Below are 15,481 nucleotides of genomic sequence, written 5' to 3'. Positions count from 1 at the left end.
TGCCGCGGACCAGGGCGGTCGACGGGTGCGCGGGCCGGGCGCGACACGGGGTCGTCCGTGCCGCGCCCGGCTGCCCCGGGCCCAGGGGCCCGACCCGGTGCGCTCGCGGGGTGAGTGGTCCCGCGAGGACGCCGGGGGCCGGGGGCGCGGTGCCCCGGGCGGCGGGCGCCCGGGGCGGGCCCGGGGCCGCACGGCGGTGCGGCCCCGGGTGGTTCAGCTGCCCGGGTGCCCGGCCCAGCGGCGCAGGGCGGTGCCGGCCCACAGCAGCAGGGCGAGCAGGCCCACGCCGGCCGCGCCGGCGCCGACCGCCACCGGCACGCTCAGGGCGCCGTCCGGCTCGGCCGCCCGGGTCGCGGGCGTGTCGTGGGCGGCCGGTCCGTGCGCCCCTTCGGCGCCCCGGGCGGCCTCGGCCGGCCCGTACCCGCCCGCCTTGCCGGACTTCGCGTAGCCCGAACCGCGCAGCTTGTCGCCGTAGGCGCTGCGCACGTGCGTGCGGTACTCGGCGAGGGTCGCGCCGTCGGCGCCCACCGCGCGGCGCGCCTCGCCGTCGAGGGGCACCACGCGCTCGCCCCGCTGGACGTACCAGGCGCCGATCTGGGGCTCCTGGAAGACGGTTCCGCCGGGCAGCTTCCGTTCGCCCAGGGCCGCGTACCGGGTCTCCTCGTCGCCGGTCGCGATGTTCACGACCTGCCAGCGGCCCTCGTGCCGGGCCGTCCACAGGGAGGCGGTGCGGCCGTCCGCGGCGACCGCCCGGCTGGCGTGGAACACCGGGACGGCGACCGGGGCGCCGGGCTTGCCCGCGACGAAGTCGGGGGACAGGTGGTGCACCGGCACCGCACCGTCCTCGACGCGCGGTTCGGCCGCGGCGGCTCCCCGCGCCTCGGGGGCGCCGGGCGGACGGGTCTGGCCGCGGTCCTGGGCGAAGAACCGGGTGAGGGCGTCGAGCGTGCCGGCGCTGCTGGCCGCCTTGTCGGCCGCCGCGCTGGCCGCCTTGTCGGTGGCCGGGGGTGCGTCGGCGGTGGCCGCGGGGGCGGCGAGGACGGTCAGCAGCGTCGCCGCGCCGAGGGTGAGGGCGGCACGGGGCAGGGTCCGGGCGGCGCTCTGGTGTCGTGTGGTGGATCGCACCGGTCTCACGCCCCGATCCGGTAGAGGGAGTGGGTCCAGCTGAAGGTGGAGTTGTTGACGTACCAGCTGTGGGAGGCCCAGCTGTAGCGCTGGCTGCTCGGCCAGGGGTCACCCCAGTAGACCCAGCTGCCCGAGTCGTCGTAGCCGTACAGGACGTGCATGTGGCCGCCGCCGGAGGACCACTGGATGCGGGTCTCCACGGGCCGGTTGGCGTTGATCTCGGTCTGGAGCGTCGGGTAGCGCAGCCAGCCGTTGACGTACGAGCCGGGGTTGACGCCGGTCCAGCGCAGCCCGGTCTGCACATCGCCCAGGGTGGCCTGGGAGTTGGGGCACTGGGAGCTCTGCGAGCGGCCGAAGGCGGCGTTGCAGAACTGGTTCTGCGAGTACGAGCGGCCGTACCAGGCGGCGATCGTGTTGCCGGCGGCGGCCCAGCACCAGTTGGTCTTCTGCTGGGCCTGCATGGTGATGTCCAGCCGCTTGGTGGCGAGGGCCGAGACGTCACCGGGAGCGGCCCGGCCGTCGGCGGCCGCCGCGGCAGCGGTCGGCGTGGTGGGCGGCGCCGCCTGGGCGACGGGCGCGGTGAGTGCCGCCAGGGCCGCGGCGGCGACGGTCACCGCGAGCAGTGCTGACCGTCGCGGTGGGGTGGTATGAGGGTTTCTCTTGCGCATCGCGTTCCTCCCACTGGGGGGATGGGTGAGCGGAGGAGCGCGTCCGGACGCTGGGGTTGAGCATCAGGTGTTGTCCAGTGCAGGTCAACACGCTTCAATGCGGGGGCACACGGGTCCGTGAACGGGGGCGCACCCGTGTGAACGCGTCGGGGAGGACGGCCAGGTCAGCCCCGGCACCGGTACCGGCGACCGGTCGGGCCGTTGTGGACATTCACAGAAGGGCCCCTGGATGCGGCACGGCACACCTCCGGCACAGGCTCCCGCCGAGGACCTCGAAACGGCGTTGAAGGCAGGTCCCTTCCACACCGCCCTGCGGGCCGCGATCGCCGCGCGCAGCCTCTCCCTCCAGCGGGTGCAGCACCATCTGGCCCGGCTCGGCGTGCACGTCGGGGTGACGAGTCTGAGCTACTGGCAGCAGGGCGCCCGGCGGCCGCAGCGCGCGGAGTCGCTCCGGGCGGTCCGTGCCCTGGAGGAGGTGCTGCACCTGCCCGAGGAGTCCCTGATCCGGCTCCTCGCCCAGCCCGAGGGCACCAAGGGCTCCGGGCGCCCCGCGGCGCGCACGTACCGTTCCCTGGTGGAGGCCTCGGACGTGTTGGAACGACTCCTCGGGGAGTTGGAGTCGCCGCTCGACGGCGGACTGCACACGGTCGGGCACCACGAGCGGGTGCACATCGGCCCCCGCCGCGAACTGTCGGGCCGCGAGTCGCACCAGATCGTGCGCGCGCACAAGGACGGGGTCGACCGGTACGTGGCCATCCACCACGGTGACCCCGGCTGCGCCCCCGACCGGGTCGTCGTCCGGGCGCTGGAGAACTGCCGGACCGGCCGGGTGCGTTGGCACGGCGGGACGGGGGTGCTGGTGGCGGAGTTCCTGTTCGACACTGTGCTGCGGGGCGGTGACACCCATCTGTTCCGGTACGCCTTCGAGGACGGCACGGCGGGCACCTCGCAGGAGTACGTGCGCGGCTTCAGCTTCGCCGGGGGGCAGTACCTGCTCCAGGTGAGCTTCGCGGAGGAGGCGCTGCCGGTGCGCTGCCACCGGTTCACCCAGAACTCCGCGGCGGCACCGCGCTGCGGGCGCCGGGAGCTGTTGTTGAGCGGGCGCCACCGTTCGGTGCACTTCGTGGAACCGCAGGTGCGGGCGGGACTGTTGGGGATCACCTGGGACTGGGGCTGACCGGGCCCGGCCGTGCCCCGGCCCGGGGTGCTCAGGCCCGGTGCTCGCCGCGGGGTGCTCAGGCGTCGGCGGGGCCGGCGACCAGTCGGCCACCCTCGACCCGGACCGGCACCGCGGGCAGCGGCACGGTCGCGGGGCGTTCCAGCACCTCGCCGGTGGTGGCGTCGAAGCGGCTGCCGTGGCAGGAGCAGATCAGGGTCGTCCCCTCCAGCTTGTTCATGGGGCACCCGGCGTGGGTGCACACGCTGCCGAAGGCGGTGAGGCCGCCGTCCTCGGCCCGGGTGACGACCACCTTCTGCTCCTTGAACAGCTTGGTGGTGCCCTTCGCCACCTCGCCCTCGGGACCCAGCTCCACCGGAGCCGTGGGGGTCGCACTGGCGGCCCGGGGGTTCCCCTCGGTGGAGCAGCCGGTGAGACCGAGTCCGACCACCGGAACGGCGGCCGCCCCTTGGAGCAGGGTGCGGCGGCTCGGTGTCGCGTGGGCAGGCATGACGTCTCCATGTGTTCGTGCAGGTCAACGGAGTCCGGCTGGCCCCGGGGGCCGCTGACGACCCTACCGGCCGCGGCCGGGGCGACCGGGCGGGGGTGGCGCGGACGCCGTGGCCGGGGGCGGCAGGGTCGTCAGCGGCCCCCGCCAGCAGGGGCGGCCGGTGCCGGGGCGGGGGTGCCTCCCGGTGCCGGGGCAGCAGGGGCGGCCCGCCGTCCGCGTACGCTGCGGTGCGGGACGTGCCGCGGTCCCGTGGCCGCGTGGCCGCCCCCTCGGTCGGGCGACCGGGCCGTCCCGACGGGCGCTCCCGGGCCCGACCGGAACCGTAGAAGGGACCCGCACGTGATCGTCGTCGCCGGAGAGGCCCTGATCGACCTGGTGCCGGAGCGGGAGGGGCCGCTGGCCCCGCTGAGCCCCCGGCCCGGCGGCGGCCCGTACAACACCGCGGTGGCCCTGGGGCGGCTCGGCTCCCCCACCGCGTTCCTGTCCCGGCTGAGCACCGACGGCTACGGTCGGGCCCTGCTCGACGGGTTGCGCGGGGCGGACGTGGACGTCTCGCACGTCCAGCGGGGGCCGGAGCCGACGACGCTGGCCCTGGCCACGGTGGGCAGGGACGGTTCCGCCGGGTACGCGTTCTACGTGGACGGCACCGCCGACCGGCTCTTCACCGCGCCCGGAGGGCTGCCCGAAGGGACGCGGGCGGTGTCCTTCGGCACCTGCTCGCTCGTCCTGGAGCCGGGGGCCAGCGCCTACGAGGAGGTGCTGCACGGGTGCGCCGGTCCGGGCGTCCTGACCGTCCTGGACCCGAACGTCCGCCCCGCCCTCGTCCCGGACGCCGAGGGCCACCGGGCGCGGTTCCGGTCCTGGCTGCCCTCGGTGGACCTGCTGAAACTCTCGGTCGAGGACGCGCAGTGGCTGGGCGGCACCCCGCGGGAGTGGTTGGCGGCGGGCCCCGCGGCGGTGGTGCTGACCCGGGGGGCGGAGGGGCTGTCCGTGTACACCCGGGAGGCCGGCGAACTCACGGTTCCGGCCGTACCGGTGCGGGTGGTGGACACGATCGGCGCGGGCGACACCGTCACCGCGGCGCTGCTCCACCGGCTGACCGCGCACGGGGCGCTGTCCGCCGCGGCGCTGGCCGCGCTGCCGCGGCCCGTCTGGACGGACGTCCTGGGCTTCGCGGCCCGGGCGGCGGCGGCCACCTGTGCCCACCGGGGCGCCCGGTCCCCACGGGCCGGCGAACTGGCCCCCTGAACGCCTCGGGGTCCGCACCGCAACGGTGGGGACCCCGAGGGACGGTTCACCGCCCGGCTACGCCTTGCCGGCCCGGGTGCTCCGGGGCGACGCGGCCTTCTTGGTCGCCGCTGACTTGCTCGCGGCGGTCTTGCTCGTCGCCGTCTTGCCCGCGGCCTTCTTCGTCACGGCCTTCTTCGTCGCCGCGGTCTTGCTGGCGGCCGTCTTGCTCGGGGTCGCCTTGGCGGTGGTGGCCTTGGCCGCCGTCTTGCGCTTGCGCGCCGGGGGGAGCACTGCGGCACCGACCCGGTCGGCGCCCAGGATGTCCTGGAGGAACTTGCCGGTGTGGCTGGTCGGGACCGCCGCGATCTCCTCGGGCGTGCCCTCGGCGACGACCAGACCGCCGCCGTTGCCGCCCTCGGGACCCATGTCCACGACCCAGTCCGCCGTCTTGATCACATCGAGGTTGTGCTCGATCACGATCACCGTGTTGCCCTTGTCCACCAGCCCGGACAGCACCGTGATCAGCTTGCTGATGTCCTCGAAGTGCAGGCCCGTGGTCGGCTCGTCCAGGACGTAGACCGTGCGGCCCGTGGAGCGCTTCTGCAACTCGCTCGCGAGCTTCACCCGCTGGGCCTCGCCGCCCGAGAGCGTCGGCGCGGGCTGTCCGAGGCGGACGTACCCGAGCCCCACCTCGTGCAGGGTCTTGAGGTGGCGGGCGATGCCGGGGACCGCCTCGAAGAAGTCGAGCGCCTCCTCGATCGGCATGTCCAGCACCTCGGCGATGGACTTGCCCTTGTAGTGGACGTCGAGCGTCTCCCGGTTGTAGCGGGCGCCGTGGCAGACCTCGCAGGGGACGTAGACGTCCGGCAGGAAGTTCATCTCGATCTTGATGGTGCCGTCGCCGGAGCAGTTCTCGCAGCGCCCGCCCTTGACGTTGAACGAGAACCGGCCCGGGAGGTAGCCCCGCACCTTCGCCTCGGTGGTCTCGGCGAACAGCTTGCGCACGTGGTCGAAGACGCCGGTGTAGGTCGCCGGGTTGGACCGGGGGGTGCGGCCGATCGGCGACTGGTCGACGTGGACCACCTTGTCGACGAGGTCGTCGCCGTCCACCCGGGTGTGGCGTCCGGGCACGCTCCGGGCGCCGTTCAGCTCGCGCGCCAGGTGGGTGTAGAGGATGTCGTTGACCAGGGTCGACTTGCCGGAACCGGAGACCCCGGTGACGGCGGTGAGGACGCCCAGCGGGAAGGACACGTCGATGTCCCGCAGGTTGTTCTCACGGGCGCCGTGCACGGTGAGCCGTCGGGAGGGGTCGAGGGGACGGCGGATCTCGGGCAGCGGGATGGACCGCTGCCCGGAGAGGTACGCACCGGTGATCGACTTCTCGTTGGCCAGCAGTTCGGCCATGGTGCCGCTGTGGACCACCTCGCCGCCGTGCTCGCCCGCGCCGGGGCCGATGTCGACGACCCAGTCGGCGACCTTGATGGTGTCCTCGTCGTGCTCCACCACGATCAGGGTGTTGCCCATGTCGCGCAGCCGGACCAGGGTCTCGATCAGCCGGTGGTTGTCCCGCTGGTGGAGGCCGATCGACGGCTCGTCCAGGACGTACAGCACGCCCACCAGGCCCGAGCCGATCTGGGTGGCCAGTCGGATGCGCTGGGCCTCGCCGCCGGACAGGGTGCCCGCCGCGCGGTTCAGCGACAGGTAGTCGAGGCCGACGTCCACCAGGAACCGCAGCCGCTCGTTGACCTCCTTGAGCACGCGTTCGGCGATCTTCTTGTCGCGCGCGTTCAGCTTCAGCCGGCCCAGGAAGTCCGCGCAGTCGCTGATGGACATGGCGGCGACCTCGGCGATCGACTTCTCCATCACCGTGACGGCCAGCACGATCGGCTTCAGCCGGGTGCCCTCGCAGGTGGGGCAGGGCACCTCGCGCATGTAGCCCTCGAAGCGCTCGCGGCTGGTGTCGCTCTCGGCCTCGCTGTGCCGCCGCTTGACGAACTGCACGGCGCCCTCGAAGGCGGTCGTGTAGACCCGCTCGCGGCCGTAGCGGTTGCGGTAGCGGACCTCGATCTGGGTGCGGTGACCGTGCAGGAGGGCCTTCTTGGCCCGCTGCGGCAGCCCCGCCCAGGGGATGTCGGTCCGGAAGCCCAGGGCGTCCGCGAGGGCTCCGATCAACCGGCTGAAGTAGTCCTTGGTGGCGCCGTGGGACCAGGGGTGGATCGCCCCCTCGTCCAGGGACTTGTCCTCGTCCGGGACGATCAGCTCCGGGTCGACCTCCATGCGGGTGCCGATGCCCGTGCAGTCCGGGCAGGCGCCGAACGGCGAGTTGAACGAGAACGAGCGCGGCTCCAGCTCCTCGAACGAGAGGTCGTCGTAGGGGCAGTAGAGGTGCTCCGAGTACATGCGCTCGCGCTCGGGGTCGTCCTCGGGGAGGTCCACGAAGTCGAGGACGACCATGCCGCCGGACAGGCCGAGCGCGGTCTCCACGGAGTCGGTCAGCCGCCGCTTGGCGCTGTCCTTCACGGTGAGGCGGTCGACGACCACCTCGATGGTGTGCTTCTCCTGCTTCTTCAGCGCGGGCGGCTCCGAGAGCTGGATCGTCTCGCCGTCGACCCGGGCGCGGCTGTAGCCCTTGGTCTGGAGGTCGGCGAAGAGGTCCACGAACTCGCCCTTGCGCTCGCGCACCAGCGGCGACAGCACCTGGAAGCGGCTGCCCTCGGGCAGTTCCAGGACCTTGTCCACGATGGCCTGCGGCGACTGCCGGGAGATGGGACGGCCGCACTCGGGGCAGTGCGGCTTGCCGATCCGGGCGAACAGCAGCCGCAGGTAGTCGTAGACCTCGGTGATCGTGCCCACGGTGGAGCGCGGGTTGCGCGAGGTGGACTTCTGGTCGATGGAGACGGCCGGGGACAGGCCCTCGATGAAGTCGACGTCGGGCTTGTCCATCTGGCCGAGGAACTGCCGGGCGTACGAGGACAGCGACTCCACGTAACGCCGCTGCCCCTCGGCGAAGATCGTGTCGAAGGCGAGCGACGACTTGCCCGACCCGGACAGCCCCGTGAAGACGATGAGCGAGTCACGCGGCAGGTCGAGCGAGACGTTCTTCAGATTGTGCTCGCGGGCACCTCGGACGATGAGACGGTCGGCCACGCCGGTCCGCACCTTTCTTGAGTGGAGCTACAGGGGCGGGGCCCCCGTCCTCCCGGACTGTGAGGGGCCGCCGTCAGCGATGAGCGGTTCTGCTGGGCGGGACGTCTGGAACACGGTCCCGACTATCAAGCATGCACGATGCCGGATCCGACCTTATAGCACGTGCATTCGATTTCCGTCTGTGGGACGCCGCCTTCACCCGAACGTGTGGCGGGGCTATCGTCGTGGGCATGAATGATCATGTACGCGATCTGACAGCTGTACGTGACGCGACCGAACGGCTCCTCGGTGCGGTCGCCCCCATGGACAACGCCTCGCTCGCCGGACCGTCACGGCTGCCGGGCTGGACGCGGGGCCACCTCCTCGCCCACCTGGCCCGCAATGCCGACGCCCTCGTGAACGTGCTCGCCGGTCACCCCATGTACAGCAGTGCCGACGCACGGACCAACGACATCGAACGGGACGCCCACCGCGACCTGGACACCCAGGCCAAGGACGTCCGCGAGAGCGCGGAACGCCTGTGGACGGCCGCCCAGATCCCGGCGGACTGGTCCCGCACGGTGGAACTGCGGGGCGGGGTCCGGGACACGGCGTCGCGCATCCCCTTCCGTCGTCTGGTGGAGGTCGAGCTCCATCACGTCGACCTGGACGTCGGTTACGAGTTGGAGGACCTGTCCCCCACGTTCGTCCAGCAGGAGATCCTCTTCCTGGCGGAGCGGTTCCGTGGTCTGGACGGGGTTCCGGCCGTACTGATCAGGCAGGACGACGGACGGGTGGTCCCCACCGGGAGCCGCGGCGGGACCCCGCTCACCGTCACCGGCCGGCAGCCGGACCTCCTCGGCTGGCTCGCCGGACGCCGCGACGGGTCGACGCTCACCGTCACCGGGGGCCCGCTGCCCGCCCTGCCGCCCCTGTGACGCCGCGCGGGGGCGGGACCGGTCCAACGCCGGGTTCCGCCCCCGCCCCGGGAACCCCGGACCCGGCCCCCGGGCGCCCCCCGCTGAGTAGGCTGGCCCCATGACGTACAGCGGAGTGGTGAAGGTCGGCGGGCCCGCGGACGTGCACGAGTTGCAGGACCTGATGATCTCCAAGGTCGCCGTCGGCCCGATGGAGAACAACGCCTATCTGCTGCGGTGCCGGGCGACCGACGCACAGTTGCTGGTCGACGCCGCGAACGACGCCCGGACCCTGCTCACCCTGATCGGTGCGGACGGCATCGAGTCCGTCGTCACCACCCACCGGCACGCGGACCACTGGCAGGCCCTCGCCGAGGTCGTCGCCGCGACCGGCGCCCGCACCTACGCGGGCCGGTACGACGCCGAGGGCATCCCCGTCCCGACGGACGTCCCGGTCGCCGACGGGGACACCCTGCGGGTCGGCAGGGTGGAGTTGCGCGCCGTCCATCTGAGGGGCCACACCCCCGGATCGATCGCCCTGGTCTACGACGACCCGCACGGCCCCCCGCACGTCTTCACCGGCGACTGCCTCTTCCCCGGGGGCGTCGGCAACACCCGCAAGGACCCCGTCGCCTTCACCCACCTGCTGAACGACGTGGAGACCAAGGTCTTCGACGTGCTGCCCGACGAGACCTGGGTCTACCCGGGCCACGGCAGGGACACCACCCTGGGCGCCGAGCGTCCCCAGCTCCCCGAGTGGCGGGCCCGCGGCTGGTGAGCCCCGGGCGGGGCGGTCGGGACCGGTCAGCCGGCCGCCGCCCGCTCGACGGCCAGGGCCACCACCCGCTCGACGCCGAACGCGTACCCCTGGATGCCGCAGCCCGCGATGACCCCGTCGGCGCGCTGCGACACGTAGGAGTGGTGCCGGAACGCCTCGCGCCGGTGGACGTTCGAGATGTGGACCTCCACCACGGGCAGCCCGTCGCAGGCGTTGAGCGCGTCGAGCAGCGCGACGGAGGTGTGGGAGTACGCGGCGGGGTTGATGACCACGCCGAGGTGGTCGAGGCGCGCCTCGTGGATCCAGTCCACCAGCTCCCCCTCGTGGTTGGACTGCCGGAAGTCGACCGTGCCCCCGTGGGCCGCGGCGGTCCGCGTGCACAGCGCCTCCACGTCCGCGAGCGTGGCGTGGCCGTAGACATCGGGCTGACGCAGTCCCAACAGGTTCAGGTTGGGACCGTTCAGGACCATGATCGGCGCAGTGGCGAGGGAGCGGGCGGGACGGGTCATCGCGGGGCCTCCGGGTCGGTGCGGCACGTCAGGGGAGGTCTATCACGCGCCCGCGCACGCCCCGCCCGGTCGCCGGGACGGGGCCGGGTGGGTCAGGGGTTCACGGCGAGCACCAGGTACGCGGCGAGCAGCACCAGGTGCACCCCGCCCTGGAGCGGGGTGGCCCGGCCGGGCACCACGGTGAGGGTGCCGACCACGACCGTGAGCGCGAGCAGCACCATGTGGGTGGCGCTCAGTCCGAGCACCAGCGGGCCGGACAGCCAGATGGAGGCGACGGCCACGGCCGGGATGGTCAGCCCGATACTGGCCATGGCCGAACCGAGGGCCAGATTGAGGCTGATCTGCACCCGGTCGCGGCGGGCGGCGCGCAGTGCGGCGATCGTCTCGGGCAGCAGGACGAGCAGGGCGATGATCACACCGACCACGGCGTGCGGCATCCCGGCCGCTTCGACGCCGGACTCGATGGTCGGCGAGACCCCCTTGGCGAGCCCCACGACCCCCACCAGGGCCAGGGTGAGCATGGTCAGGCTGGTGTAGGCGGCACGGTTGCTCGGCCGCTCGGCGGTGTCGTCCGCGGAGGCCGCGTCGATGACCTCGCCGCTGCGGTTGATCGGCAGGAAGTACGACCGGTGGCGCACGGTCTGGGTCGCGACGAACAGTCCGTACAGGACCAGGGACGCCAGGGCGGCGAAGGTGAGCTGCGAGGTGGAGAACTCGGGGCCCGGCTTGCTGGTGGTGAAGGTCGGCAGGACCAGGCTGAGGGTGGCGATGGTGGCCACGGTGGCCAGGGCGGCGCCGGTGCCCTCGGGATTGAAGACGGCGACCCGGTGGCGCAGCGAGGCGGCGAGGAGGCTCAGGCCCATGATGCCGTTGCACGTGATCATGACGGCGGCGAAGACGGTGTCGCGGGCGAGCGTCGCGCTCTTGTCGCCGCCGTCCAGCATCAGGGTGACGATCAGCGCGACTTCGATGATCGTCACGGCGACCGCCAGCACCAGGGAGCCGAGGGGTTCGCCGACCCGGTGGGCGACGACCTCGGCGTGGTGCACGGCGGCGAGCACGGCCAGGGCCAGGACCAGGGTGACCAGGCCGACCCAGACGCCGGCCAGGTCGCGCCCCCAGGTGACGGCGAGGAGCAGCACTGCGAGGACTGGCACCGCCTCGGTCCAACGGGATGCGAGTTCTCGAAGCCGAACGATCATGTGTCTGATCGTACGATCACGCACCAAAGGGTTCCAGACGGGTCAACACCCATGCGCAGCCGGGAGAAGCGCGCCGTCGGGGTGCGGGGGCGCGGCGCAACGGCCGACGGCCGCCGACCCTGAGGGTCGGCGGCCGTCGCTCGCGTGCGGGTCCCGGTCCGGGGGGACCGGGCCGGGTGCGGCCGGTGGGCGGGGCCCACCGGCCGGCGGGGTCAAGCGGGGATCAGAGGTCGACGCCCTGGTGCTCGGCGGCTTCGGCCTCTTCGCGGGCCTTCTTCTTGGAGGCCATGAGGCTGGTGATCGTCGTGATGACGAGCACCGCACAGATCACGCCCAGCGAGACCGGGATGGAGATCTCCGGAACGTTGACACCGCTCTCGTGCAGCGCGTGCAGCACGAGCTTGATGCCGATGAAGCCGAGGATGACCGAGAGGCCGTAGCTGAGGTGGACCAGCTTCTTGAGGAGACCACCGATGAGGAAGTACAGCTGGCGCAGACCCATCAGGGCGAACGCGTTGGCCGTGAAGACGATGTACGGGTCCTGGGTCAGGCCGAAGATCGCGGGGATGGAGTCCAGGGCGAAGAGGATGTCCGTGGTGCCGATGGCCAGCATGACCACCAGCATCGGGGTCATGATCTTCTTGCCGTTCTCGACGATCCAGAGCTTGGTGCCGTGGTACTCGCTCGCCACGCCGAAACGCTTCTCGGCGGCCTTGAGGAGGCGGTTCTCGTCCCAGTCCTCGTCGTCCTCGTCGGCACGCGCCTCCTGGATCAGCTTCCAGGCGGTGTAGATGAGGAAGGCACCGAAGATGTAGAAGACCCAGGAGAAGTTGGCGATGATCGCGGCACCGGCCGCGATGAAGATCGCCCGGAGCACCAGGGCGATGAGCACGCCGATCAGCAGCACGCGCTGCTGGTACTGGGTCGGAACCGCGAACTTCGCCATGATCAGGACGAAGACGAAGAGGTTGTCGACGCTCAGCGACTTCTCGGTGATGTATCCGGCGAAGAACTCACCGGCGGGGGTGGCACCGCCCCAGATCCAGAGGCCGATGCCGAACAGGGCGGCCAGCACGATCCAGACGATCGTCCAGATGCCGGCTTCCTTGATGGACACGTCGTGCGGCTTGCGACCGATGAAGAAGTCGGCCCCGATCAGGACACACAAGCCCACGATGGTGAGGACCCATAGGGTCATGGAAACATCCACTGCGCCTCCGGCAGTACGTAACGGCAGGTTCCAGCGTCGTCCGCTGCCGGAGGTCTCTTCCACCCGAAGAGCGCGGGACGTGTGACGTCCTGTGTTCCATGGGCCGGCGCCCCGGGTCCCTGTCGGGTCCGTATTGACGGGTACGCCGCAGATTAGGGAGTACTCCCCTCCGCGTGAGCCAGGTTACCCGAAGGACCAAAGAGCGGTAAAGCAGAAGGTAAAGTGAGAGCCAAGTCACCTGGTCAGGATGGGTTTTGGGGCATCTTGTCACCTACATTGACCCATTCGGGTGACATTGACCGGCGCGCGCGCCCTCAGCTGCCCCGCGCCCGCCGGGCGGCGGCCACCTCGGCCAGCACCCGGTGGAGGACCCGCCCGCCGGACGGCGGGAGCAGCGGCTCGTAGGTCCAGGCGTGTCCGACCCAGGGATCGGCGAGGTGATCGTCCGGAACGGGCGTCAACCGGAGCAGCGAGCGCCAGAGCGGATCGAGCAGCGGACCGTACGCGGCGGCGTCCTCACGGTCGGCGACCATCAGCAGGTGCACCCCGACCTCGGGGCCCTCGTCGGCGAGGTAGCGCAACCGGGTGACGGCCCGGTCGTCGAAGCCGTGCGGGAAGTCGTGGAGGATCAGGAGCTGCCGTGCGGTGTCGAGGTCGTCGGGCAGGGCGTCCACGGCCTGGTTGCGCAGCGCCATCTGGACGAGGTCGACCCGCCGGGTGAGGTGTTCCAGCATCCGGTTCACCCCGCGGGCCCCGCGGGCCGGGGGCGCGGCGAGGACTCCGCTGTCGAGCAGCGGGGCGAGGGCGTTCGTACCGGCCCCCGCCGCGTCGATGACGTGGAGGGTGAGCTCGCCGGGCAGGTGCACCGCGAGCATGCGGGCTGCGTGGGCGACCGCGGTCTCCAGGGCGAGGCGTCTGAGGGTGTCCCCGTCGGCCGAGGAGGCGGGGACCTCCTCGGTGCGGCCGCTGTCGATCCACAGGCCACGCTCCAGGGGGAGCCGTACGAGCATGGGGATGCGCAGCCGGTCCGCCTCGGGAAGGTGGAGGTCACCCATCCGCAGGGCCAGGGGGGCCTCGGTCGGAGTCCGGTACGCCTGCCACACGGCGTTGTCCCAGCGGGCGAAGGCGGCGGGCAGGGCGGTCTCCACGACGGCGGACTCGGCCGTGAGCTGGGCGAGGTCGCGGTCGAGGGCGGCCCGGGCCCGGTCGACCAGGGAGGCGTACTTGGCGCGGGCCGACTCCCGGGCCGCGTCACTCGCCCCGCCGATGCGGGCGCGGGGGTCCGCGAGGGCGCGGTCGAGTTCCTGTTCGCGGCGGGACTCGGCGAAGTCGACGGCGCTGCGGTACGCGGAGACGCTCCGGGCCAGGTCTTCGAACATGCCCCGGACCTGGTTGTAGAGCCGCTCGTCCAGCGACCAGCCGGCGGCGTCGCCCGCGACGGGGCCCCCACCGGACGGCACGGGCGCCGGGGACGGCGAGGCGGCCGTGTCGGGCGGGTCGACCGGGGCTGCTGGGGCCGTTGGAGCAGTGGGGGCCGCTGAAGCGCGGTCGCGGTGGGTGTAGTCGATGGAGCCGCCGGCGTTGCGGGCGGTGCTCCCCGCCGCGGTGGCGCCGTCGGCGGTGGCGGAGCGTGCGGCGGGGACCCCGGCCGCCCGGGTCCCCCCGGTGGGGCGGGGCTCGCTGCGGGCCACGGCCGCGTCGATCGCGGCGGCCAGCTCGGCCGCCCGCGACAGGCCCTGGTCGCCGAGCAGGTCGACGAGACCGCCCGCGTACCCCTGGCCGACCGCGCGGACCTTCCAGGCGTCCCGTCTGCGGTAGACCTCCAGGGCGACGACCGCGGACTCGGCGCCCAGCCCGGTCACCGTGTAGCTGACGAGCTCGGTGCCGTCGGGACCGACGAGGGCCGTGAAGGGCGCCGGCAGCGCACCGAAACCGGCCGGACGGTCACCGGACGCCGGGAGGGCCAGCAGGAGGTGGACCCGGTGCACGGTGTCCGGCAGCGCCTCCAGGTCCAGGGCGAGACGGTGGTCGGCGGCGGCTCCCGGGGACGTCTCCAGGCCGGGCAGCGACGGGCCACCCGGGTGGGCGACCCCGTCGGTGTCGAGCACCCGGCCCGATGCGTCACAGAGCGTGGCGGCGACGACGACCCGTCCGCCGGCCGACACCCGTACCTCCAGACGGGTCCGGGTGAGGGGGTGGTTCTGCCCCCGGACCAGTTCGGCCGTCATTGCCCGTGTCCCCCTGTGTCTGACTGGCGTGCGTCCAGCTGGCCGGCGGCCCTGGCCGGCCCCCTGCTTCTACAGGTGCGGCAGGATCGCCGGCATGAGGTCCTGGAACGTGCGGCCGTTGGCCGCCTGTCCGACGGCGGTCATCTGCCAGCCGGCACCCGCGCGGTGGACCTTGGCCATGATCTGCGCGGTGGAGCGCTTCCAGGCGTCGCCCACCGGAGCCGCCGGCGCCCGGTCCTTGGAGATCCCGCCGGCCTCGCTGCCGTCGAGCGAGTAGCGGGCCAGCTCCTGGCCGTTCGTCTCGTCCACGAGGCGACAGAACGCGTTCTGGACCTCGGCGAAGGTCTGCCCGGTGAAGGAGTTCACCGTGAAGACGATCTGGTCGATGTGGACCGGCAGACGCTGGAGGTCGACGACGATGGCCTCGTCGTCGCCGCCCTGCCCGACCCCACCGACGACGTTGTCCCCGGTGTGCCGCACGGAACCGTCATCACTGACGAGGTGCCGGAAGAACACCACGTCCACGGGGCTCTTGTCGGCGAAGAGCACGGCCGACGCGTCGAGGTCGATCTCCCGGGTGCGCGAGCCGAACAGCCCCCGGCGCGGCGCGGCCTGCCAGCCGAGTCCCATGCGCACCGCGGTCAGGGTGCCCCCGTCGTTCTTCTGCAGGTTGATGGCCTGACCCTTGGTCATGTTGACCGTCACGCGCTGTCCCCTCTCGAACCGTCCCCTGTACCGCGGTGACCGCGGTTGTCGAGAACCCTACGCACGGGCTGCGACAACGCCGCCCCGGCGGTCGGCATTTGTGTCGCTCTTGCAAC

The 15,481-nt window shown here is 72.6% G+C and carries 13 protein-coding genes; 4 read left to right on the top strand and 9 right to left on the bottom strand.

The window, feature by feature from the left end; translation table 11 throughout:
• Positions 1 to 213: 213 nt before the first annotated feature.
• Complete coding sequence (locus tag ACFYOU_RS11120) at positions 214 to 1,134, bottom strand: hypothetical protein (protein WP_391304818.1); 921 nt, start codon at positions 1,132 to 1,134, stop codon at positions 214 to 216.
• A complete protein-coding gene (locus tag ACFYOU_RS11115) occupies positions 1,131 to 1,793 on the bottom strand; it encodes a papain-like cysteine protease family protein (RefSeq protein ID WP_391304816.1) in 663 nt (220 codons plus the stop codon). The genes ACFYOU_RS11120 and ACFYOU_RS11115 overlap by 4 nt, the downstream gene beginning before the upstream one ends.
• Positions 1,794 to 2,022: 229 nt before the next feature.
• On the opposite strand from ACFYOU_RS11115, the gene ACFYOU_RS11110 reads away from it, so the two are divergent.
• Positions 2,023 to 2,970, top strand: coding sequence for a hypothetical protein (locus ACFYOU_RS11110; protein ID WP_391304814.1), 948 nt, complete (start codon positions 2,023 to 2,025; stop codon positions 2,968 to 2,970).
• A 58-nt stretch (positions 2,971 to 3,028) separates the two neighbouring features.
• Here the strand turns inward: ACFYOU_RS11110 and ACFYOU_RS11105 are convergent, their stop codons facing one another.
• Entirely contained in the window at positions 3,029 to 3,460 is a 432-nt protein-coding gene (locus ACFYOU_RS11105; protein WP_389761313.1) for a Rieske 2Fe-2S domain-containing protein, read from the bottom strand.
• A gap of 339 nt (positions 3,461 to 3,799) precedes the next feature.
• Between ACFYOU_RS11105 and ACFYOU_RS11100 the strand changes: the two genes are divergently transcribed.
• Positions 3,800 to 4,708, top strand: coding sequence for a PfkB family carbohydrate kinase (locus tag ACFYOU_RS11100; protein WP_391304812.1), 909 nt, complete (start codon positions 3,800 to 3,802; stop codon positions 4,706 to 4,708).
• Between the two features lie 57 nt (positions 4,709 to 4,765).
• Here the strand turns inward: ACFYOU_RS11100 and uvrA are convergent, their stop codons facing one another.
• Positions 4,766 to 7,837 (bottom strand): excinuclease ABC subunit UvrA, encoded by a 3,072-nt coding sequence (gene uvrA, locus ACFYOU_RS11095; RefSeq protein WP_391304810.1) that lies wholly within the window; start codon positions 7,835 to 7,837, stop codon positions 4,766 to 4,768.
• A 230-nt stretch (positions 7,838 to 8,067) separates the two neighbouring features.
• Between uvrA and ACFYOU_RS11090 the strand changes: the two genes are divergently transcribed.
• Both ACFYOU_RS11090 and ACFYOU_RS11085 read left to right on the top strand, forming a co-directional pair.
• Positions 8,068 to 8,754, top strand: coding sequence for a maleylpyruvate isomerase family mycothiol-dependent enzyme (locus tag ACFYOU_RS11090; RefSeq protein WP_391304808.1), 687 nt, complete (start codon positions 8,068 to 8,070; stop codon positions 8,752 to 8,754).
• Positions 8,755 to 8,854: 100 nt separating this feature from the next.
• Complete coding sequence (locus ACFYOU_RS11085) at positions 8,855 to 9,511, top strand: MBL fold metallo-hydrolase (protein WP_391304807.1); 657 nt, start codon at positions 8,855 to 8,857, stop codon at positions 9,509 to 9,511.
• Positions 9,512 to 9,537: 26 nt separating this feature from the next.
• Here the strand turns inward: ACFYOU_RS11085 and aroQ are convergent, their stop codons facing one another.
• The 5 genes from aroQ to ACFYOU_RS11060 form a co-directional block, all read right to left on the bottom strand.
• Complete coding sequence (aroQ, locus tag ACFYOU_RS11080; RefSeq protein ID WP_389761324.1) at positions 9,538 to 10,020, bottom strand: type II 3-dehydroquinate dehydratase; 483 nt, start codon at positions 10,018 to 10,020, stop codon at positions 9,538 to 9,540.
• Positions 10,021 to 10,112: 92 nt separating this feature from the next.
• Complete coding sequence (locus ACFYOU_RS11075) at positions 10,113 to 11,222, bottom strand: calcium:proton antiporter (RefSeq protein WP_391304805.1); 1,110 nt, start codon at positions 11,220 to 11,222, stop codon at positions 10,113 to 10,115.
• A 223-nt stretch (positions 11,223 to 11,445) separates the two neighbouring features.
• Positions 11,446 to 12,432, bottom strand: a complete 987-nt coding sequence (locus ACFYOU_RS11070; RefSeq protein ID WP_385485390.1) for a TerC family protein — start codon at positions 12,430 to 12,432, stop codon at positions 11,446 to 11,448.
• 314 nt (positions 12,433 to 12,746) lie between these two features.
• Positions 12,747 to 14,660 (bottom strand): TerD family protein, encoded by a 1,914-nt coding sequence (locus tag ACFYOU_RS11065; RefSeq protein ID WP_391304803.1) that lies wholly within the window; start codon positions 14,658 to 14,660, stop codon positions 12,747 to 12,749.
• A 69-nt stretch (positions 14,661 to 14,729) separates the two neighbouring features.
• Positions 14,730 to 15,365 (bottom strand): TerD family protein, encoded by a 636-nt coding sequence (locus ACFYOU_RS11060; protein WP_391304802.1) that lies wholly within the window; start codon positions 15,363 to 15,365, stop codon positions 14,730 to 14,732.
• Between the last annotated feature and the right edge of the window lie 116 nt (positions 15,366 to 15,481).

The organism is Streptomyces sp. NPDC005955, from assembly GCF_042871255.1.
Taxonomy (GTDB): domain Bacteria; phylum Actinomycetota; class Actinomycetes; order Streptomycetales; family Streptomycetaceae; genus Streptomyces.
This window is presented reverse-complemented; position numbering and strand designations above follow the sequence as displayed.